Raw genomic sequence first — 19,267 nt, 5'->3', positions numbered from 1 at the left:
GCTACCCGCCGCTGTGGCGACGGATGTAGGCACTGACCAGCTCTCGCCGCTCGTCGGCCGAGGCCTGCTCCAGTTCGATCGTGTCATCGTCGATGGTCAGCGAGACGCGATGCCGCGCAGACTGCCGGCCGAGCCAGTCACGCAGCGTCTCGACGAGTGCGGTTAGTACCCCACCGGACGCGCTTAACGCCACGACGACTGCCCCCACCGTGACCGCATCGGCACCCTTGGCGCCGTCGGGAGCCGTTCCGACGGCAGCGGGCCCCACCGACTCGACGTCCAGGTCGGCGATCTCGGCCCGCAATTGGCGCGTCAGGCGCTCCGCAACCTCGGGGTCCAGTTCGGGATCGGACGCGACGCGCAGCCGCACGTTCACCACGTCAACCACCCAGCCCCCTCATGACCACAGTTTCTGGAATCCTCGCCCCACATGAGTCCCCCGATTGCGAAGTGTTGCCAAATGTACCCACAGTGTGACGGTCCCCGGCTGCCGACGGCAGCCCTTCGCAACTACTTACTCAATCGGAAAGACTGGCCTCTACCTGAAGGGCGGGTACTCAGGCCGGTGAAGGGCCCGAACCTGCGGCTCGCCTGGTGACCGCGCCTGATTCCGCCCGTTCCGGGCTGGCTGCGGGGCGAGCCCTACGGGGCGATGAGACCGTTCTTCCTGTCCGGATATACCGACAGGGCGTAGCCGGTGGCGGAGAGGGTGGCGGAGAGGGTGGACTGGCCGAAGAGCTCCATCAGGCGGACGGGGTCGGCGCTATGGCGCGCCTCGTCGACAATTCGGTCCAGGCGCAGGCCGACTCGTTGGAAGAGCTGCTGGACCACACCGGCGCTGATGGGCGGACCGGAGTCGTCGACGGCGGTGTAGCGGGTGACGAAGAAGTAGGGGTTGGAGCTGTCGGGCCAGCGCCGGTGGCGCTGGAGTTCCCACGCTGTGGCGAACAGGTCGCCGTCGCCGACGACTTGGCGGGGCAGCGGGTATACCCCCTCGACCATCTCCTCGGCGAGCAGGGGTGCGCCGGCGGCGATGCGCCCGACGAGCGGTACGTGGACCCGCGCTTCGCTCTTGCCGTCCAACTCGGGCGCCCACGCGGGCCGGACCCGGTAGGCGCGGGGACAGTGCGGGTCGCGGTAGAGGACGCCTTTGCTCTCCAGAGCCATCAGTTGGTGTGCGACGGACGAGGTGCTGGCGAGGTGTACGGCCTGGCCGATCTCGCGCATCGACGGCGGATTGGCTACGGCGGCTTTCCCTGGCTCCACCGCGGCGCCTCCAGCAGGCCCTAGTTTGTGAAGCTTGGACTGGGACGGCCTGAATCGGCTCCGTGAGTGACCAGCGCGGGGGCCAAGTGAGTCAGTTTCAGGCCGCCTTCACGAGCACGGATCTTCACAGATCGGGGCCGCTTGGAGACGCCTCGGTGGAGCCGGGGAAAGCCGCCGTAGCCAGCCTCGGCACCAGGTTGAAGCCGAGCATGTGGGCGAAGGCGAACCCGACGATGGACGCCCCGTGGGTGTCGGCGTACTGCCGGTCGATCTCCACGTCCGTGCAGTGCGGTAGCACGCCCTGCTTTTGCGTTGGGGCCCGCACCATTCGGCACGGGCCCCACGCAACAACTACGACGTCATGAACGCAGGCGCCTCCAGAGGAACCAGCACAGCGTCGCCGCCGCCACCTGCGACAGGGTCATAGCTGGGGACAGCCCAGCACCGACCCCCAGCGCAGCGGAGTATCCCGCCGCGTAGGACCCGGCCAGGGCAAGATCCACCCGCTTCGACTCTTGTGGTCCGTCACCAGGACTTGACGACGGAGTGATACTGGACATGGGTCGACTTTCCTCCTTCACATGGTGGGTGTTGATCTGCCGCCGCCTTCAGTGCTTCTTTCCAGGGATTCGCTGAGGCGGCGGAGCTGTGTCGAGACCGGGGCGAGGCGGCCTGGCGGTCTAGCTGCGTGGCATCGGGCTGGGGTTCATGGCCCCTCCGCCTGTTCGGACAAGAGATGCCCGAAGGCACGCTCAAGGTTCGTCACCCGCTCCTCCAGAGTCAGCTTCTTCGGGTGCCTCTCGCGCAGGTCGACAGCGTCATCGGGCAGCTGGTGGTTGAGGCCTCCAACGCTGTGGCGTTGGGTTGATTCTTGGTGTCGCGACCACTCGGCGAGGAGTCTGAGCGTGTATGTGCGGACATCAGGGTCGCGATGCCTGCTGCACGTGTTCAGAAGCGCAGCGCGGTCGAGGTCGCTTAGTTCGTGCTGGCTGGCGACGCACGCTGCCGCCAGCCAAGCCTTGGTCGACTCGCTCGTGTCGGAGGAGAGTGGTGGCACCAAGTGCGAGAGACGGGTGGCGCGGTACCAGTTGGCCTGGCGCTCTCCGTCGGCGTTAGCGTCGGGGGAGCCGGACAAGGCTGCCGTCGCGTTGTTCAAGTCGGCGAGCAGGGGCTGCCGTTGCACAATCTCATTGGCACCCTGCCAAGCCTCCTCCAGTTCGGAAGACGCCAACAAGAGTTTGCTAAAAGCGGGGCCGTCAGAGGGGTCATAGCGGGGGTCAGCCTCGGCCGACTCTCGCCACTTGCCGACTGTCGTGCCCCAGCGCTTCTGGGCGGCGGACTTCGACACGCCACCGAGAACCTCACCGATGACCTCCCAGGACGTCCCCTTAGCCCTCTCGGTGATGACGGCCTTCTCTAGGAGGGCCTCCGCCGCGCTGACCAACTGGGCTGCCTGGGTAAGCAGTTGGCCTGGGGGGCGGTTTGCGGCCCCCAGGCGCGGATGAGTGTCTGCCTCCTCCGGGGAGGCCGATTCGTAAGGCATACCCAAAGCATGACGCTGGCGCTACGAAACGTCAACTCACCCTCTACGTAAGGTTTCCCTATGCTCGACTCGCCCGTGCTGGGGGGTAGATCGAACCGGGGCGAGGCGGCACAAGCTAGCAGGGTCGCGGCCCAAGCGAGTTGGACCTTGCAGGGGCGGGGCCAAGGCCCGGTTCGAGGTCGTCGTCACCACCGGCGGACGAGAGAAGGTGTTGTTCTCCTCGGCGAGCAAGCCGACTGCCGAGACAGTCGGCAAGCGCGACGCTGGGAGCACCACCGCGAACTCTGGCCGAAGAATGCGACGGGGATTTCCGGAACGACGAGTTGATACGGACTGTGGCGAGCCCTCCTCGACCGGGCCCGCCACGGCAACTCGCGCGACACATGCATTTCCGCCAGTCAGCGATCGTCTTCTCCAGGAGGGATGCGAGGTTCCTGGAGCTGCTCGTCGATCTTCTTGGCAGCTGCATCGCCACGGCGCAGTCCCTCAAGGAGGGCGAGGAGGTCGGTCGACTGTGGCAAATCAAGGTGCGTTAGGGCTCGGGCGAGGAGCTGATTCGCTTCGGACAATCCGTCGTACATCCTGGCCAGTGCGTTCTCCAGGTCCCTCGTCGTTCCGGAACTCAACGCGGGCGGGAGGTGAGGTAGGTCGTCAGGCGAGATCGGTGTAAGCGCCATTCCACGGAGAACCGTGACCCCTTTCTCAGGTGCCGTAGAGCTGACCAGCACGCGCGTCTCCCAGGCCCAGCTGACGAGCGAGATCGGGATGTCAAGCTGCGGTGTGGGCAGGTAGCCCGAGAACAGCCAGCGAGCCGTCGCTGTGTACCACTTGTGCCCAGCGATCTCCCAGCCGCGGATGTCGGTGACGGAGCGCAGTGCGACGGAGAGAACGTTAAAGAAACGTCCAGAGGCGGGAACGGTGACCAGGCGCTGCCCTGCCTGGACGGCCGTAGCCAAGAAGGACCGTTTGTCGGTTCGGTGTAGGGATCGAGTGACAGTCTCACCCGCAGGTGGCTTGGCCAGGACGCTTTGAACGTCGTCCTCGGGAGCCTCGATTTCGGTCGCGAATCTGGAGACCACGCCGTCGAGCGAGGTGAAGACGACGAAATCCTCCCCGAAGTCTTCTACATCTTCATTCAAGGGAGGCTTGAGGCATGTCCTGGCACTGTCGCTGAAGAAGTCACCGTCGTTGGTCACGAAGTAGACGGTTTCCTGAGGGTGCTCGCGTGCGTATTCGACGGCGGTGAGCCAGATCGCGGCATCGCGGGCCCCGGTCTTGGTGTCGCTGTTGCCAACCCCTTTGCAGGGGGCGATCAGGTTCGCTTCGCGGAATAGAGCCTGCTCGTAGGCGGTCTTGCTGGGATTGAGTTGTTCCGCCACATCGGCGTACCTCATGCGCCAATAGTCCCGAACCCGCGCGGCGGGAGTCCGTATCGGGCGCTCCACAGTGGCCCAAGGGGAGGCCTTGCGCAGGGTTGCCATGGCAGCGGCAGCGGCCTCGTACTTTTGTCCGTAGCGCAGAGCCTCTTGCGCGGCGAGTTCCTCGAACACCACCCACGGTGCAGCGACCCGCTCGACGCCCGAGGCTCGGATCGTACGGAGAAGATCGGCTTCCGGGCCGCGTAGAGACACGCCCTTGAGGATGTTCGCATCAAGGATGATCACTGTCGTCCGCTCCGTCCCCCGAGCACATCATGAGAGATCACTCTTCCAGGACATCGAGCCCGCTGGTATCCGTTTGTCGCATCTAGGGACTGCCAGGCAGTCTTGTGCGCCGGGTGCATCCGCGCCGAGAAGGCAGAGCGGATTGCGGCCGCGCAGCAGGCCGCCGCGGAGATCGAGGCCCTCGCCGCCACCGTGCGCGGCGACGACCCCGAGCCCGCCAAGGAGACCGTCACCGCCGCCGCGGTGGTCAAGAACCGCGCCTCGGACCTGTCCCGCGTCCGCGCCCACCAGCCGCGCACACTGCCCTCCGACCCGAACCCGCGCCCGGAGATCACCTCCTCCGTCGACGTCCCCGGCTACCAGCCGGGGAAGGCCGTCGACATAGCCGCCGTCACCGAGGGCATCATCCGCCGCGCGAACGCGTTGAAGCCAGCCGGTGAGGCTGGGGCCCCGCGAGGGGAGAACGTAGGCCCGTTCGACTGGGTCCACCTTTCTGGGCGTCCGGCCGGAAAGACGACAGAAGCCCTCAAGGACTGCGCGGGGGGGGCTTCTCTCCTCGGTCAGGGCTGCGCTTGGTGGTATCGGGCGGCTGTCGGCAGGACTGGCCCTACTCCAGGTAAGTGCCGGCGAAGGCTCCATCGAATCCGAGCGCGGCGAGGCCCTGCTCGACGCTGGGGTATGTCGTCCCGTCCGGGATGGCGATCAGGGCTTCAAAGTCGGTGCGGCTGATCTCGGGTTCGAGCCACTGGTTGCTGCAACGGCAGACGATCCAGACGTTGCGGCTGTGGTTGATGAGCAGCCAGTCGCGTCGCGCGCGGCAGGCCGTGCACATCACGGGGATCCCGCGCAGGGCGAGAGCGCGTGGGTGGCTGAGGCAGCGCGTCGCGCCGGGGCCGCTGGGCGGCTGCGTCTCGTACTCAAGTTGAAGCAGGGGATCGGTGCCAGCGGGGACGACGGGGGTCGGCTCTGCGGGGCGGTGGGTGGATCTGGGCACGAGCGTCATCTCCCGGTCGAGGGCCTTCTTTTCATCCGTAACAGCTGATGGAACCGGCTGTCCAGGGGTTTCGTGGCATCGGGCGGCCTGGTGAGCGGCCTGTCCGACTCTGGTCAGCGGCGTGGTGGGCGGTCGCGTGGGTCGGAGGTAGTGGTGGGGCGGGCTGCGGGCGTGGGTGTCGTCCGGGTGCTGGTGTGGTTGGTCGAGGTCCTGGGGTGGCCGGTGTCGGCGTGCGGGCGGTGGGTCGCTTCGACGGGATGAGCGGGGAGTTGGGCGAGGCGGCGTAGGCGCCAGACCAGGACGTCGTTCACGTCGTCGGCGGTGTCGAGTTCGCGCAGGTCGATGGCCTCCTGCAGAAGGGTCTTGGGGTCGTAGCCCGCGTGCTCGGCCTGGGCGAGGGTGGCGGCCAGGGCGTCGGTCTTCGTCGGCGTGCTGTCTGCCCGCAGTCCACGCTCCGTCAGGGCTGCGTGGATGGTGGTCTCGTGGGTTCGGCGTTCAGCTTCGGGCAGGGCATGTCCTTGGTCGTGCAGTGTCTGCATGGGTGTGGCGGCGGCCTGGCGGTAGGCGGCTCGTAGGTGCTCGGCGGTCTGTCGGGAGGCGTGGGCCTGCTGGGCGTGGCCGCGTGCGGAGTGCCAGCGGGCGGCGGCGAGGGCGACGAGGACCAGGGTGGAGACGAGCATGGCGGTGGTGCCGCCGTCCTCGCCTCGGCCGAGAGCGTTGCCGGCCTGGATGATCCCTCGGGCCGCCGAGCGGATGGCCTGGGTGTCGGCGTGCTCCGCTCGGATGTGGCTGCGGGTGGCGCGCTCGAAGGCGCGGGCGGCGGAACCGAGTTCGGCGCGGGTGGCGGCCGGGGAGGTCTGGGCGACTGCGTCCAGGAGTTCGCCGAACCCTACGAGTTGGGCTGTGGCTTCATCGTCGTCGGTGTCGAGCAGGATGGCGGCGCGTTCGGCGATGGCGGTGGCGTTGCGTCGTTCGCGGGCGGGCCGGGACCAGTCCGGTCGGCCGCTGGTGGTGGCCGAGGGTGTGGTCGGGTCGGTGGTGCCATCGGCCAAGCGCAGCCGGATTTTGGGGAGTGAGAGGTCGGGGGCGAGGGTGGAGCCCGCGAACCAGATGGGCTCGCGGTCGCGGTTGCGGTCGCCAGGGAGTGCGACGTTGTAGCCCAGGGCATCGCCGGACGGGGCGTATCGGATCTTCACGCGCAGGCCCGCCTCGTGCAGCCGGGTGAGGAACTCCTCTTCGGTGGCGGCCCCGGCGAGGGCGTGGCGGACGGCTTCGCGGAGGGTCTCGCGTGGGGCCTCGGGGCGGCCGGCGCGTTCGGCCTTGAAGCGTTCGGCGCTGGTGGGGGTTTTGGCTCCGGTGCCGTCGCCGGGCTTGAGTCGACGCAAGCCCAACTCCCGTTCGATGCGGCGGCATTCGGCCTGGGCCTTCTTGAAGTCGTAGTTCATCCTGGGGCGGCGCAGGTCGCCCCGGACCATGGTGGCCAGTATGTGGATGTGGTCGTCCGCGTGCCGTACGGCGACCCAGCGGCAGCCGTCGGGATCGCCTTCGGGGGCGAGGTTGACGGCGTGGACCAGGCTGCGGGCGACGGTGTTCCATTCGGCGTCGGTGAGGGTCCGGTCGCCGGGGTCGGTGCGGACCGAGCAGTGCCAGACGTGCTGGGCAGGAGTCTTGTCGCCGAGCTGGTTGACGCGCAGGTCCAGTGCGGCGGTGAGGCGGGCGAGGGTGACCTTGGGGTCGAGGTCGGGGCTGGTGTCGCGTCCGGGGTCGGGGGCGAAGCCGTCCCAACTCCCCACCAGGTGGGGGTCGATGTGTTCGTCGCGTTTGCCGGGACCGTACAGGTAGACGAGCAGGCCGTGGGTGCGTGAGCCGCGCCGGATCTTGGGGACCATCAGAGTCGCTTCTTCACCAGCACGTCGGCCGCGTGGTCGAGACGGGCCAAGAGCCGGATCAAGGTCGTGAGGGCGAGGTCAAGTTCGCCGGGGCGAGGCTGGCCGCCGGCGTTGTAGACGTAGGCGATCTGGTTGATGTTGTTGCCGATGCGGGAGAGGGCGGTACGCAGGGCGGCCAACTCGTCGATGGCGGTGTCGAGTTGTTCGTTGCTGTGGAGAGTGGTGGAACCGCGGGCAGCGGCGAGGGCGGCTGCGGCGAGGAATCGGGCGACGGTGACGCCGCGCTGCGTAGCTGCGGTGACGATCTCGGCTTTCTCGGTGTCGGAGAGGCGGGTGGTGGTCTTGCGGGTGCGCTCGCTCGGGTTGCGGCTGCGGCGGCGGGGTTTGCGGTCGGGGAAGGCGGGCGTGCTCGGGCTCGGCTGGTCTCGCTGGTCGGCTTCTCCTCCTGTGACCTGCGCCCCCTGGTGCCGGTCGTCCGGTTGGTCCCCGTGCGCCCTCGCTCGGGGACCAGCCGGACTCCCCCCGCCCTCCTGGGCGGGGGCAAGTGCGTACGACGGGCCGTAGGACCGTCGTAGGCGACAACTTGCTCCGCCGAGAGCCGTGTTGGGGTCACGCTGCTCTCCGGCCGTGGTGACCACCGGGTCGTTGGCGGTCACCGGCGTGTCTCCGGATTCTCCTGCCGGATTTCGCGGACGAGTTCCTCGATCCAGTCCATGGCCAGGACCGGGTGGTGCAGGGTCCAGGGGCGGCTGTCCCGGGTTCGTTGCACGGTCCAGGTGGTGTCGGGGCCGGACTGGGCGCGGTGGAGGTGGCCGTGCTGGTGCAGGACGGTCAGCCAGGAGTCGACCTCGGCGGGTGTGGCTGGGCGGGTGCGCATGAGGTGTGCTCCGGTTCCCTTCTGGAGGATGTGGGGTGCGTGTCCGGGGGCGGGTGACCGGCTGGGGCGTGCGGTTCGGTCACCCGCTTCGTGGTGTCCGGTCAGTCCCGGGCGGAGGTGACCGGCTGTCCGTGCTGCTCGCGGAGCTGGGCCATCAGCGCGGTCAAGGTGTCGCTGGAGAGCGGGATCTGCTGACCTCGGATCGCCTGGGCGACCACCTTGCGGGTCAGCTTGTCCTCGGCCCTGACCGCCGACCGGGCGATCTTCAGCAGCTCCTCGGTGTCCGGGTCGGACCGCCGGTCACTGGTTGTCCGAGTGCCCTGGTCAGTCACCGGCCGCGAGGTGACCGAGCGGGCGGTGAGCGGCGGGAGGAAGTCCTGGCTGCCAGTGACCGACGGCGCGTTGTCCGGCTGACCGGGCAGGTCAGATCCCTCGTAGGGCTGCTCGCGGTATGGGGTGACCGGGTTGCTGCTGTCCGCCGGGACACCGTCGTCGGTCAGTGACCGGGAACCCGGGGCCTGCTTGTCGAGGGACGGTCGCGGCCGGTTGGTCAGGGCAGTGACCGGCTGCCCGGCGCTGACCTGACCGGCCTGCGGCTCGTGCCGACCGACTCGGTCGGTCCGGGTGACCGCGATGTCCTCGGGCCGGTCAGCCTGACCGAGGTGACCGGTCTGACCGAGGTCTTCGCGGTCAGTGCCCTTGACCGGGCCCCGGGCGATGAGGATATAGAGGTGGACCGCGCCGGCCAGCGCGAGCGGGGCAATGGTGGACAGCACGGCGACCACCGTGTCCCCGAGGCGGAGCCCGGTGGCTGAGCCCGCTTCCTCGTTGAGGCGTACCGCGTGGAGCGCGTTGGCCCAGATGCTGGCGGCGGTGGCCGTGCCGAAGAGCGTCCAGACGTAGAGCCGGGCGCGAAGGGGTGCGTCGCGCAGGACCAGGAGCGCGCGTATGCCGTAGGCGATGAAGCCGTCGATCGCCAGGGGGAAGAGGTAGGTCAGGAGCCCGCGGACGTGAATGGCGACGGCCATCTGCTGGAGGGCGTCGTACGACAAGGCACATCCCGCGCCGCCCAGGGCAATGACGACCGCGCGGTCCCAGCCGGTGATGTACGCCGTCCTCGGCGCGCTCGTGTCGTTCACGCCGCCGTCCCGAAGTCGTCGCGGTCCAGGCGATCCTCGTCGGTCTCGTGGGGCGGGGCGGTCGCCGGAGTCTGGTCAAGGTCTCGATTGCGCAGAGCGCGGCGAATCTCGCGGTACTGCTTCTGCGCGTGCTCCTCGGTGATCTTGAGGAGCCAGGCCAGGCGTTGTTCGGTGAGCCCGTGGTGGTAGGCGGCGTGGACGACAGCGGTGCGCTCGTCCCTCGTGAGGTGGACGTCGCGTCCGACGATGGTCTCGTTGACGCGGCTGTAGTCGAGGCGGTGGGCGAGCTTCGCGTGCAGCGGCCCGCGCTCCTCCTCGGTCAGTCCGCCCCGGATGCCGTCGGTGTCACCGTTTTCCAGGGCGGCGTCCAGGCAGGTGCGGCGGACCGGGCACTGGCCGCACAGTGACTTCGCGGCTGTGATCTTGTCGGTCTCGTCGGGCTCGGGGAAGAAGATCTCGGGGTCCACCGGGTTGTACTCGGTGCTCTGGCAGACAGCCTGGTCCTGCCAGGTGTGGTCGCCGAGCGACCGGTGGCGGGCAGGGCTGATCGTCGTGGTGGTCATGCGGGTTGCTCCGATCGCTCTCCGCGCGCAGGGGCGTCGGCGGAGGGGTGCGCTGGGTCGGGAGGTGCATGGGGCGGCGCGCTGAAGGCGCGGCCTGCGGCGGGTCAGGCTGTGGTGCGGAGGCGTCTGCGGTCGACCGGCTCGAACTCGACCCGGGTAGTCATCTGCGCGAGCCGGGAGGTGACGCGGTCGCCGAGGTAGGCCCGGAGGTCCTTAATCGCCAGGTTGGTGGTGATCAGGGTCGGGAGCATGTGGTTGTAGCGGCGGTTGATCAGCCGGTACGTCACTTCCTCGACCCACTCGGAGGCCTTCGCGGCACCGAGGTCGTCGATGATCAGCAGCGGGCAGCGGCTGACAGCCGCCAGCTCCCGCTCGCTGTCGGCCCCTGGCCGGGGGCGCAGGTCGGCGTACAGGTCAGCAGCGGTGGTCGCGCGCCAGCGGACGCCGACTCCGCTCTGCACCAGCCGCCGGACCGCGCCGTACGCCTGGTGGGTCTTGCCCGCGCCGACGACCCCGGCCATCAGCAAGCTGGGCCCGGTGGTGACCTGCCGCCGGGCTCCCCGGCTGGGGGCGACGGCCGCTTCGGCGACCTCCCGGGCCCAGGCCAGGACCTGGGGGTGATCGGCGACGGCTGCCCGGTAGCGCGGGGGCATCCCCGCCAGGAGGGCATCCAGCGGGGAGTACGGCTCGGGCTCGTCGACCAGGTCGGTGACGGCGGCCGGGTCGATGTTGCGGGCGGCCAGGATCCGCGCCAGCCGCTCCAGGGTGTTTGTGCCGCCGAGGGGCTGGGGTTCGCGGTTACGGGTGCGCATCACAGCTCCTCGGCGTAGGCGGCGGCAGCGTCGGCCGGGTTGGTCCACGCCTGGTGAGCGGGCACGTTAGGGCGGATTCCCGGTCGTGCCAAACCGCCGGGGCGTGCGTTCATGGCCTCGTTGACCATGCTGGTCAGCACGCTCGGGTGCTTGGGGTTGGCGGCGAAGTTCTGCAGCCCGGCCCGGATGTGCTCGGGGGCGATGCCCTCGCCCAGGAGTTTCTTGGCGATCCGCCCGAGGTGTCCGATCACGTCGCTGGGCGGGCGCTCGTCGCAGGCGGCGATGTACTCGCCGACGAGCTGGTCGGCCGAGACGGTGGCTGCGGGCGCCGTGCGCCCCGTAGGGAATGAAGATCCAGGATCCAAGATCCTAGATCCAGGCGCCGAGCCCTCTCCGAGGTTTCGGGGAGGCTTCGTGGAGCCCTCGGCGAATGCCGCCTGACCTGCGGTTTTCACACCGGGGCGGTCAGGGGTGCCGACGAGGCCGACGAGGGCGTCCTGTTGTGCGCTCGGGCCCTCGCTTCGGGGGGCGGGAAGCGTCGGAGCGGGCTGCGCGGGCAGATCGAGGGCTCGGGGAGCGTTCGGCGAACCCTCGGCGAGCCCTCGGGTAGGGGTGGGCGGCGCCTCGATGCGCTTGGCGCAGGTCCCCTTACAGACACCGCACCGGTCCACCGCGTGGTGCTGCGGGCAGGAGGGCAGTCGGGACTGGCTCGGCTTGTCGATCTTCTGGTGCTCGGACCAGGTCACGATGTGAAGGTAACGGCGGCCGTCGCAGCCGGTGTACCGGCAGAGCAGGCCGGCGTTCGCGAGCTGGTGGAGGTCGTCCTCGACGTGGACCGAGGTGTGCTCGGCGCGCAGCGGCCAGAGCAGCCCGGCGATGATCGCGGCGTTGTCGCGGTGACGACCGTGGTCGTCGGACTGGGTGAGCAGCCCGAAGAAGGTCCGCTCGGCCTCGACGCTCACCTCCGCGAGCGACTCGGAGACGAAGGCCTCCGGCTTGACGGTTCGGATCCGCGCCATGTCAGCGGCCCCGACGGGCGGCGATCAGGTCACTGCGGGTGAGGCTCGCGTCAGCAAGGTCGAAGGTGTGCGGCCGGGTCCAGTCCACCTCCGGCCAGACCCTCAGGATCCAGCGGGCCGCGACCCTGGCGGCGATCCGGCTCAACTCCATGGTCTGACCGGCCTCGTCCTTGACGATGACGTGCGGGTGGGGCCAGGTCTCCTTCGGGTCGCTGAGGCCGACCCGGATGGTGGCCGCGCCCGGGATCATGTCGGCGAGCTGGGCGGCGAGACGGTGCGGGCGGCCGGGGTCCGGGCAGGCCGGAATTCCGCTCGACATGACGGGCATGCGATACTCCGTGATTCGTAGGAGCGCGGTGCGGCGGTTCTCGTGCAGAGGCCCCGCCGCCCGCGAGATGTGAATCGGCGCTCTTCGGGGTGCCGGCCCGGCGCTTGGGAGTTGGTAGCTCCCGGGCGCCGGTCTCGTTGCCCCGGTCCGCGTCATGGCCCGCGTGCGTGCATCGCCCCTCCCCTCCTGGCCCGTCCCCGGCCGGTGATCTTTTGTGCGGGGACCAGGACCATATGGCGACCCGTGGCACAAGTCCAGCCTGTTCACACCCGCCCTGACCAGGCATGGAACACCGAGCTGGACGATTCGGGGAGGCGTCGCCAGGCGTCCGCGACGCCTCCGGCGTGGCCGTCTCCGCAGGCGCTGTGCAGCAGCTCCGCACCGGGTCCAACCCGAAGGCGCGGACCGTCTGAGCGCTGGTCGGCTTCTTTTGTGTGCTCCCGGTCGAGTTCTTCGACGAGGTGTGGGCCGAGCGGCAGCACGCGAAGATCCAGGTGGTTGCCGCCATGCGCGGCTGGGGTGGTCCGGATCGCCGTGCACGCCAACGGGCTCAGTGCATCGCGCCCCGACGTGCCGAACGCCGTGATCGACCAGGTCCTACGGCGGCGGGAACGCCGGACGAGTCGGACGCCCCCGGACTGCCCGACAACGCGTGAGTTCGCTCCCGCCCGAATCGCGGCGCACGCCGGCCCCCTGACCCGATCAGGTGCTGCCGGTCCGGCGGCCTCCCTCCGCGCGATCACCCAACGGCGGTCGCTCCGTGTGGCCGCAGGCGACGGCGAACAGAGACTTCCCGGCCCCGGTGATACGGAAGCCTGAGCCGACGAGGGTCAGCTTCGGAGCGGCCGGCCATCTCACGGCGATCCCCAACTGTCGCCTTCTGCACGGCCCTTGATCCCGCGAGGGTGTCCCGCTCCAGTTGCCACAGGCTGGACTGATCTGCCCGCACCGACTGTGGCTGCCGTACGACGACGCAGACGGCCGCCGTCGAGGAGTCAGCGCCTTATGGAGATGCCGCCGCCGACCGGCACCCTGGCACCGGTGTCGAAGGCGGCTTCCTCGCTGGTCAGGAGGGCGATGGCCGAGGCGATCTCCTCCGGATTCCCGATCCGACCCAGCGGAACGTCATCGGCCATGGCGACGCCGGTCGTGCCGCCCAGGGTCACGATGTTCACGGTGATCCCGCCCGAGCCGATCTCCCCGGCCAGCGAACGGCCGAAGTCGACAAGGCCCGCCGTGGAAGCGGCACAGTCGGTCTGGGCTTCGCCCTTGAGTGCGACGGCCGAGGGCACAAGGATGATCCGGCCGCGCTTGGCCTTCAGCATGCCGCGGGCGACCCGCTTGGCCAGCCGATAAGAGGCCGCGAGGTCGGTGTCCGGGACCGCGGCAAAGGCCTCTTCGGGCGTGCGCAGCGGGTTGTCCCTGGTGATGCCGGCGTTGATCACCAGAACGTCGACCGGCCCCTGGTCGGCCTCGACCTCCTTGAAGACACTCTCGACCTGTTCGGGGTCGGTGATGTCGCAGAACACGGGCAGAGCTCCGTCGTGGACGAGATCGAAGGAGGCGCTCTCGGTGTAGTGGGTGAACGCGACGTAGTCGCCGCGCCGGAGGAACGCGCGGACCGCAGCGTGCCCGATTCCATGGTTTCCGCCGGTGATCAGAACAGAGCGCGACATGGAGATCCTTTACACGAGTCAGCTGGACTGGTTCGCCGTCGCGGAGATTCGCTTGCGGCGGCGGTGCCAGTGACAGTAAGACGTCGCCGCACGATTCAAAGGAACGCAAAGCATGTGCTTATCCTGGGGGTGGGAACTGGTAGTTCCCATTGCCTGAAGCAGGGGTATTGCGTTCCGAATGCTGGACGAGGCGCGCGACGCCAACTCCCTTACACCCAGGACGTGATGCGGTGAACGGCGTGCAAGAAACCAGGGCCGCGAATACACCGGGAATGTGACCCGGATCTCACCACCTGTCGTTACGTGAACGTTATGAATGAGAGTGAAATGCAGGGCCAGATCGTCACCCGCATTCTGAAGCAAGCACGGGCTCGCCGTAACACGTCGGACATCCCGGGCTTTGAGGCGGCTTTCGGGACGTGCCGGACCGTCGGGATCACGCAGGACCAGACGGCCCAGCTGGCCGGCGTGAGCCGTCGCTGGTACGGCAGCCTGGAGGGAGCGCGTCCCGGCAACTACAGCGACGCTCTTCTGCACGCCGTGCGGCGCATCCTCGCCCTGAACGACGAGGAATGGGACATCGTCTACCGCGTCACCCGCGGCCACGCCCCTGCAGCCGCCCCCGTCAGCCAACTCGGCGCCCTGGTCCCCGAGGCCTTCCGCGCCTTCATCGAGGACAGCGACACCTTCGCCGTCTACCTCAACGACCACCGGTGGGACGTCCTGGCCTACAACGCCAAAACCCTGGAACTCTTCCCCTGGATGAAGTACGGCCTCAACGTCATGGAATGGGCCCTCACCTGGCCCGAGGCGCGTACCCAGCTCATCAACTGGGAAGAGGAGTGGGCGAAGCCCATGATGGCCCAGTTGCTTGTACACTCCGATCAGTGGCGCACCGACGAGCGTCTGTGGGCCGTAATCGAAACCGTCCGTGCCGACCCGACCGCCCGTAAGCTCTGGAACGCACCCGACCTGCCGGCCATCACCCATCCGGCGTCGGAACAGCCTCGCCGCCTCTACCTGGCGGGTCAGGGGGACCAGGAATTCACCGTCCACTTCATGACCGGAACGCCCGATGCCCTTCCCACGTGCCGCCTCATGGTGGTGACGCCCGGGCGGATCGTGTCGAGCGACTAGGCACCGCTCTGTTGGGCAAGGATCGCAGGTGATTCGGAATGGCGGAGTTCCTGAACAGCCATGGAACGCATCAGACGGGGGATCTCGCAGCGGAACGCGTACACCTCTCGTCTGAGAGACGACACCTCCGTCCTGCACATGCTCGAAATGCGGTCTCGGTGCAGACAGATGATAGGGAATCAGTCTGCTCGGGGGTGTGCTACAGACCCGGCGGCGGGGAGCATTTCTTCTCCCGCGCCGAACTCTCGGCGTCTCTCGCCGATTTGAGTGTCTTGCCGTCAAATCACTCCGCAGTACATGGTCGCCTGCTGCACGCGCGCTCCGCAGGCTGGGATGCCCGATGCCACCGCACCCGGTATTGGCTGAGCATCTGAGCCCCGGCACCTTCAGGAAGCGGGCGATGCGGTCGCGTCACGAGCGGGGTCGGATCACCAGGCCGGCGGCCGGGTCCTCCACCATGGAGGCCCCGGCCGTCCAGAAAGAGACCGTGCCGGGCTTCTTCGGGTAGGTGAGGAGGACCTACTTTCTGGCTGGACGTGACGGTGTGCACCTTCGTGGGCTTCCAGGTGGGGCCGCCGACGTAGGGGACGTGCACGGTCAGCGACTGAGGTGGCCTTTGACGGTCACCGGGCCCGCTACGACTGAAGGTGTTGGTCCCCGACTCGCGCGCCGACCATTCCTGCGGCAAGCGTCACCCCATCCTGCGGGTCGATGAGCAGGAACGAGCCGGTTCGTCTGTTCTCCAGGTAGTCGTCGACGGCGAGCGGCTCGGCGGTGCGGATCTGTACGCCGCCGATGTCATTAACAGAGAGACCGTCCTCGCAGGGCAGCCGGTGGGCATCGGTGACGTCGACGCAGTAGTCGATCCGCTCCACCATCGCCGGGACTGTTCTTGTGGTGTGTTTGAGCAGCACGCGCTGTCGCGCGCGCAGCGGGCGATCGTGCAGATGGCACACGTCGGCGGTGATGTGCCGCAGCATCTGTGGAGCAGGACCCGCGGTCAGCATGTCACCTCGGGAGACGTCGATCTCGTCGGCGAGTCGGACGGCCACCGACTGCGGTGCCTGCACGCTGTCGGTCTCCTTGCCGAGCACGCTGAGGCCAACAACCACACTGGACTCTCCGGACGGTTGCACGACGACGGGGTCGCCAACCTTGAGGAGACCGGAGGCTAGTTGTCCGGCCAGCCAGCGCTCCACCACCTGCCGGTGCTCCGAGGGGTGCCGGATCACGTACTGCACCGGCAGGCGCAGCGGCTTGCCGATCGAATCCACTCCGACCGGCACGTTCTCCAGATGGGACAGCAGCGTGTCGCCGTCGTACCAGTCCATCCTGGCCGACGGTTCGACCACGTTGTCGCCGGTCAGCGCCGACATCGGGATGGCGGTGACATCCGCGATGCCCAACTCGCGCGCCCGCTGTGCGAACTCGTCCACGATCGCGGTGAAGGTGGACTCCTGGTAGCCGACGGTGTCCATCTTGTTGACCGCCAGCACGACGTGCGGCACTCGCAGCAGTGCCACGATCGCGCCGTGTCTCATCGTCTGCGCGACCACGCCGTTGCGCGCGTCGACCAGGATCACCGCCAGGTCCGCGGTGGAGGCGCCGGTGACCATGTTGCGGGTGTACTGCACGTGACCGGGGGTGTCCGCGAGGATGAACCGCCGCGCGGGCGTCGCGAAGTAGCGGTAGGCCACGTCGATGGTGATGCCCTGTTCCCGTTCCGCCCGCAGACCGTCGGTCAGCAGAGCCAGGTCGGGACCGTCCTGGCCCCGCCTGCGGGACACCGCTTCGATGGCCGTCGCCTGGTCGGCGAGAACGGACTTGGTGTCGTAGAGCAGCCGTCCGACCAAGGTGGACTTGCCGTCGTCGACCGACCCGCAGGTGGCCAGCCGCAACAGGCCACCCGACAGCCGGCCGGTGGAGCACGTCTGATCTGCCACGTTCGCGATGCCTGCTGACATGTCTAGAAGTACCCTTCTCGCTTACGGTCCTCCATGGCGGCCTCGGACAACCGGTCGTCGGCCCTGCTCGCACCGCGCTCGGTCACGCGGCTCGCGGCGATCTCAGCGATCACTTCACCCACCGTCGAGGCGGACGAGTCGATCGCGCCAGTGCAAGACATGTCACCGACCGTGCGGTACCGGACCCGGCGGTTGCACAGGGACTCGTCGTCCCGGGGACCGCTCCAGTCGCCGGGTGCCATCCACATACCGTCGCGTTGGAACACCTTGCGCCAGTGAGCGAAGTAGATCTCCGGCAGTTCGATGCCTTCGTGCTCGATGTACTGCCAGACGTCCAGCTCGGTCCAGTTGGACAGGGGAAAGACGCGGAAGTGCTCGCCGGGCTGGTGATGACCGTTGTAGAGCTGCCACAATTCGGGCCGCTGTCGGCGCGGCTCCCAGGCACCGAACTCGTCCCGCAGGCTGAACACCCGTTCCTTGGCGCGCGCTTTTTCCTCGTCGCGTCGGCCGCCGCCGAACACCGCGCCGAAGTGGCCGTCGCGGATCGTGTCCAGCAGCGGAAGAGTCTGGAGCGGATTGCGGGAGCCGTCCGACCGCTCGCGGAGCCTTCCGTCGTCGAGGTACGACTGCACGGATGCCACGTCGAGCCGGAGACCGTACTTCTCGACGATCCGGTCGCGGTAGGCGATCACCTCGGGGAAGTTGTGGCCGGTGTCCACGTGCAACAGGGAGAACGGCAGTGGCGCCGGGGCGAACGCCTTGAGCGCCACATGCAGCATGACGATCGAGTCCTTGCCGCCGGAGAACAGCAGTGTCGGCTGGTCGAACTCTCCCGCCACCTCGCGGAAGATGTGTGCCGCCTCGGCCTCCAGCATTTCGAGGTGCGTCAACGGGGGCACCGGATCCACCCGCGGGCTGAGGTGTCCGGGACGGCCGGTGGTCACGGCCTGCGCGGGGGCGCTCATGCCAGACCCCGTGCCGTGAGCAGCGCACGCACCTGCCGGAGCGACTCGTCGACCGTCCGGTGCTGGGTGTGAACGCGCAGGTCGGGATCGACCGGCGCCTCATAGGGATCGTCCACGCCGGTGAGACCGCTGAGTTCACCTGCCACCTGTCTGGCGTAGAGGCTCTTGACGTCCCGGTCGGCGCAGATCTCTACCGGGGTCGCCACGTGCACCTCGACGTACGGGACGCCGTGCGCCGCGTGCAGGTCCCGGACCGCCGCCCGGGAATGTGCGTAGGGCGCGATGACTGGCACCAAGACTGTGACGCCGTGCTGGGCGAGCAGTCTGGCCACGTAGCCGATACGGCGCACGTTGGCGTCCCTGTCCTCCTTCGAGAATCCCAGCTCCGAGGAGAGGGCGGCACGGACCTCGTCACCGTCGAGCACCTGAACCCGGTGTCCACCGGAGCGCAGTCGCTCGGCGAGACCCACCGCGATGGTGGTCTTGCCCGCGCTCGGCAGGCCGGTCAGCCAGACCGTGCCGCCCTGCCACCCGGCGGGTGTGCCATTCGGTTCGCTCATGTGAGGATCTCCATTTCGCGTGAGCTGCGGGTCAGCTTCCCCGCGCAGGAGATGCGCACCGTGGTGCCGGCGCCCGCGCGTGCTCGGCTGACGGGTTCGGGAGTGCGTCCGTCTGCGATGCGTACGGTGGCGACTCCGCCGGTGAGCGCTTCGCGTGCGGCGATGAGCTTGAGGGCCATGCCGCCGGTGGCAGACGGGTCGGGTGGGCCGGTCAGGGATATCTCATGGGTGCTCTGCACGCTGGTGGGATCGTCGGGGTCGGCGAGTACACCGGGTGCGCCGGTGAGCAGGAGGAGCTGGTCGGCGCCGAGCGCGGCGGCCAGCGCTGCTGCGGCGCGGTCGGCATCGACGTTGACGGGGCAGCCGTGTTCGTCGATGGCGGGTGGTGAGATCACCGGCACGTAGCCGGCGCGCAGGAGCGTCTCAGGGAGTTCGGTGCGGACCGTGTGGATCCGGCCGCTGTGGTTGTCGCGGATCAGGACGGTACGGCCGTCGACGACGGCGCGGACGGCGGATTTCCGGCGGGCGCGGAGCATTCCGCCGTCCATGCCGGTGAGGCCGACTGAGGGAACTTGGTGACGGGAGAGCTCCGCCACGAGCCCGGGCTTGACCGCGCCGGCAAGGGCGAGGACGACCACTTCGAGGGTTTCGGGGTCGGTGTAGCGCGTGGACACGTTGTCCGGGGCGACGAGGGTGCGTTGTGCGACGCCGAGTCTCCTGGCGAGGCGCCCGATCTCGCCGGAGCCTCCGTGGACGAGGAGGACGGAGTGTCCTTCGTGGACGAGACGGGCGATATCGGTGCAGATGCCTGCGGCGTCCACGGCCGGATTGCCGCCGCATTTGACGACGGTCAGCGGTTTGGCGGTCACGG

At 68.6% G+C, this 19,267-nt stretch carries 21 protein-coding genes; 2 read left to right on the top strand and 19 right to left on the bottom strand.

Going from position 1 to position 19,267, the window contains the following annotated elements:
- Position 1: 1 nt before the first annotated feature.
- The 14 genes from ACFWP5_RS04385 to ACFWP5_RS04320 all read right to left on the bottom strand — a co-directional run bounded on the left by ACFWP5_RS04385 (position 2) and on the right by ACFWP5_RS04320 (position 12,094).
- Entirely contained in the window at positions 2–388 is a 387-nt protein-coding gene (locus ACFWP5_RS04385) for a hypothetical protein (RefSeq protein ID WP_384149973.1), read from the bottom strand.
- Between the two features lie 254 nt (positions 389–642).
- A complete protein-coding gene (locus ACFWP5_RS04380; protein WP_384150088.1) occupies positions 643–1,227 on the bottom strand; it encodes a LexA family protein in 585 nt (194 codons plus the stop codon).
- Between the two features lie 163 nt (positions 1,228–1,390).
- Positions 1,391–1,594 carry a Tn3 family transposase gene (locus ACFWP5_RS04375; protein WP_384149970.1) on the bottom strand — a complete coding sequence of 68 codons (204 nt, stop codon included), beginning with the start codon at positions 1,592–1,594 and terminating at the stop codon, positions 1,391–1,393.
- 378 nt (positions 1,595–1,972) lie between these two features.
- Positions 1,973–2,710, bottom strand: a complete 738-nt coding sequence (locus tag ACFWP5_RS04370) for a hypothetical protein (protein ID WP_384149967.1) — start codon at positions 2,708–2,710, stop codon at positions 1,973–1,975.
- 497 nt (positions 2,711–3,207) lie between these two features.
- Complete coding sequence (locus ACFWP5_RS04365; protein WP_384149964.1) at positions 3,208–4,473, bottom strand: PIN domain-containing protein; 1,266 nt, start codon at positions 4,471–4,473, stop codon at positions 3,208–3,210.
- A 607-nt stretch (positions 4,474–5,080) separates the two neighbouring features.
- Positions 5,081–5,476 carry a hypothetical protein gene (locus tag ACFWP5_RS04360; protein ID WP_384149961.1) on the bottom strand — a complete coding sequence of 132 codons (396 nt, stop codon included), beginning with the start codon at positions 5,474–5,476 and terminating at the stop codon, positions 5,081–5,083.
- A gap of 104 nt (positions 5,477–5,580) precedes the next feature.
- Positions 5,581–7,356 (bottom strand): relaxase/mobilization nuclease domain-containing protein, encoded by a 1,776-nt coding sequence (locus tag ACFWP5_RS04355; RefSeq protein ID WP_384149959.1) that lies wholly within the window; start codon positions 7,354–7,356, stop codon positions 5,581–5,583.
- The gene (locus ACFWP5_RS04350) at positions 7,356–8,012 is read right to left on the bottom strand and encodes a plasmid mobilization protein (RefSeq protein ID WP_384149956.1); all 657 of its coding nucleotides are present in this window, start codon (positions 8,010–8,012) and stop codon (positions 7,356–7,358) included. The genes ACFWP5_RS04355 and ACFWP5_RS04350 overlap by 1 nt, the downstream gene beginning before the upstream one ends.
- The gene (locus ACFWP5_RS04345) at positions 8,009–8,233 is read right to left on the bottom strand and encodes a hypothetical protein (protein WP_384149953.1); all 225 of its coding nucleotides are present in this window, start codon (positions 8,231–8,233) and stop codon (positions 8,009–8,011) included. The genes ACFWP5_RS04350 and ACFWP5_RS04345 overlap by 4 nt, the downstream gene beginning before the upstream one ends.
- A 101-nt stretch (positions 8,234–8,334) precedes the next feature.
- Complete coding sequence (locus ACFWP5_RS04340; RefSeq protein WP_384149950.1) at positions 8,335–9,372, bottom strand: DUF2637 domain-containing protein; 1,038 nt, start codon at positions 9,370–9,372, stop codon at positions 8,335–8,337.
- On the bottom strand, positions 9,369–9,935 hold the full coding sequence (locus ACFWP5_RS04335) for a WhiB family transcriptional regulator (protein ID WP_384149947.1): 567 nt from the start codon (positions 9,933–9,935) through the stop codon (positions 9,369–9,371). Before ACFWP5_RS04335 ends, ACFWP5_RS04340 begins: the two co-directional genes overlap by 4 nt.
- Positions 9,936–10,039: 104 nt before the next feature.
- The gene (locus ACFWP5_RS04330; RefSeq protein WP_384149944.1) at positions 10,040–10,747 is read right to left on the bottom strand and encodes an ATP-binding protein; all 708 of its coding nucleotides are present in this window, start codon (positions 10,745–10,747) and stop codon (positions 10,040–10,042) included.
- Positions 10,747–11,766 (bottom strand): hypothetical protein, encoded by a 1,020-nt coding sequence (locus ACFWP5_RS04325; protein WP_384149941.1) that lies wholly within the window; start codon positions 11,764–11,766, stop codon positions 10,747–10,749. The genes ACFWP5_RS04330 and ACFWP5_RS04325 overlap by 1 nt, the downstream gene beginning before the upstream one ends.
- A gap of 1 nt (position 11,767) precedes the next feature.
- Entirely contained in the window at positions 11,768–12,094 is a 327-nt protein-coding gene (locus tag ACFWP5_RS04320; RefSeq protein WP_384149938.1) for a transcriptional regulator, read from the bottom strand.
- A gap of 434 nt (positions 12,095–12,528) precedes the next feature.
- On the opposite strand from ACFWP5_RS04320, the gene ACFWP5_RS04315 reads away from it, so the two are divergent.
- The gene (locus tag ACFWP5_RS04315) at positions 12,529–12,750 is read left to right on the top strand and encodes a hypothetical protein (RefSeq protein ID WP_384149935.1); all 222 of its coding nucleotides are present in this window, start codon (positions 12,529–12,531) and stop codon (positions 12,748–12,750) included.
- A 339-nt stretch (positions 12,751–13,089) separates the two neighbouring features.
- On the opposite strand, the gene ACFWP5_RS04310 is transcribed toward ACFWP5_RS04315, so the two are convergent.
- Complete coding sequence (locus ACFWP5_RS04310) at positions 13,090–13,770, bottom strand: SDR family oxidoreductase (protein WP_384149932.1); 681 nt, start codon at positions 13,768–13,770, stop codon at positions 13,090–13,092.
- Positions 13,771–14,082: 312 nt separating this feature from the next.
- Here ACFWP5_RS04310 and ACFWP5_RS04305 point away from each other — a divergent pair, with 312 nt between their 5' ends.
- A complete protein-coding gene (locus ACFWP5_RS04305) occupies positions 14,083–14,907 on the top strand; it encodes an XRE family transcriptional regulator (RefSeq protein WP_384149929.1) in 825 nt (274 codons plus the stop codon).
- 635 nt (positions 14,908–15,542) lie between these two features.
- Here ACFWP5_RS04305 and ACFWP5_RS04300 read toward each other — a convergent pair.
- The 4 genes from ACFWP5_RS04300 to ACFWP5_RS04285 all read right to left on the bottom strand — a co-directional run bounded on the left by ACFWP5_RS04300 (position 15,543) and on the right by ACFWP5_RS04285 (position 19,265).
- A complete protein-coding gene (locus ACFWP5_RS04300) occupies positions 15,543–16,871 on the bottom strand; it encodes a sulfate adenylyltransferase subunit 1 (protein ID WP_384149926.1) in 1,329 nt (442 codons plus the stop codon).
- A gap of 2 nt (positions 16,872–16,873) precedes the next feature.
- Positions 16,874–17,746 carry a sulfate adenylyltransferase subunit CysD gene (cysD, locus tag ACFWP5_RS04295; protein ID WP_384150086.1) on the bottom strand — a complete coding sequence of 291 codons (873 nt, stop codon included), beginning with the start codon at positions 17,744–17,746 and terminating at the stop codon, positions 16,874–16,876.
- Between the two features lie 86 nt (positions 17,747–17,832).
- Complete coding sequence (gene cysC, locus ACFWP5_RS04290) at positions 17,833–18,396, bottom strand: adenylyl-sulfate kinase (RefSeq protein ID WP_384149923.1); 564 nt, start codon at positions 18,394–18,396, stop codon at positions 17,833–17,835.
- Positions 18,393–19,265: a [LysW]-aminoadipate kinase gene (locus ACFWP5_RS04285; RefSeq protein ID WP_384149921.1), complete on the bottom strand. Its 873-nt coding sequence runs from the start codon at positions 19,263–19,265 to the stop codon at positions 18,393–18,395. The genes cysC and ACFWP5_RS04285 overlap by 4 nt, the downstream gene beginning before the upstream one ends.
- Positions 19,266–19,267 lie beyond the last annotated feature (2 nt).

Origin of the sequence: Streptomyces sp. NPDC058469 (assembly GCF_042721125.1) — a bacterium.
GTDB lineage: Bacteria > Actinomycetota > Actinomycetes > Streptomycetales > Streptomycetaceae > Streptomyces.
This window is presented reverse-complemented; position numbering and strand designations above follow the sequence as displayed.

What these genes read in the sequence shown, in the direction of transcription:
- ACFWP5_RS04325 (WP_384149941.1), bottom strand. Translation starts at nt 11,766, where the DNA reads ATGGCGCGGATCCGAACCGTCAAGCCGGAGGCCTTCGTCTCCGAGTCG.
- ACFWP5_RS04305 (WP_384149929.1), top strand. Translation starts at nt 14,083, where the DNA reads ATGAATGAGAGTGAAATGCAGGGCCAGATCGTCACCCGCATTCTGAAG.
- ACFWP5_RS04335 (WP_384149947.1), bottom strand. Translation starts at nt 9,935, where the DNA reads ATGACCACCACGACGATCAGCCCTGCCCGCCACCGGTCGCTCGGCGAC.
- cysC (WP_384149923.1), bottom strand. Translation starts at nt 18,396, where the DNA reads ATGAGCGAACCGAATGGCACACCCGCCGGGTGGCAGGGCGGCACGGTC.
- ACFWP5_RS04310 (WP_384149932.1), bottom strand. Translation starts at nt 13,770, where the DNA reads ATGTCGCGCTCTGTTCTGATCACCGGCGGAAACCATGGAATCGGGCAC.
- ACFWP5_RS04380 (WP_384150088.1), bottom strand. Translation starts at nt 1,227, where the DNA reads ATGCGCGAGATCGGCCAGGCCGTACACCTCGCCAGCACCTCGTCCGTC.
- ACFWP5_RS04320 (WP_384149938.1), bottom strand. Translation starts at nt 12,094, where the DNA reads ATGCCCGTCATGTCGAGCGGAATTCCGGCCTGCCCGGACCCCGGCCGC.
- ACFWP5_RS04345 (WP_384149953.1), bottom strand. Translation starts at nt 8,233, where the DNA reads ATGCGCACCCGCCCAGCCACACCCGCCGAGGTCGACTCCTGGCTGACC.
- ACFWP5_RS04355 (WP_384149959.1), bottom strand. Translation starts at nt 7,356, where the DNA reads ATGGTCCCCAAGATCCGGCGCGGCTCACGCACCCACGGCCTGCTCGTC.
- ACFWP5_RS04300 (WP_384149926.1), bottom strand. Translation starts at nt 16,871, where the DNA reads ATGTCAGCAGGCATCGCGAACGTGGCAGATCAGACGTGCTCCACCGGC.
- ACFWP5_RS04375 (WP_384149970.1), bottom strand. Translation starts at nt 1,594, where the DNA reads ATGGTGCGGGCCCCAACGCAAAAGCAGGGCGTGCTACCGCACTGCACG.
- cysD (WP_384150086.1), bottom strand. Translation starts at nt 17,746, where the DNA reads ATGCTGGAGGCCGAGGCGGCACACATCTTCCGCGAGGTGGCGGGAGAG.
- ACFWP5_RS04330 (WP_384149944.1), bottom strand. Translation starts at nt 10,747, where the DNA reads ATGCGCACCCGTAACCGCGAACCCCAGCCCCTCGGCGGCACAAACACC.
- ACFWP5_RS04360 (WP_384149961.1), bottom strand. Translation starts at nt 5,476, where the DNA reads ATGACGCTCGTGCCCAGATCCACCCACCGCCCCGCAGAGCCGACCCCC.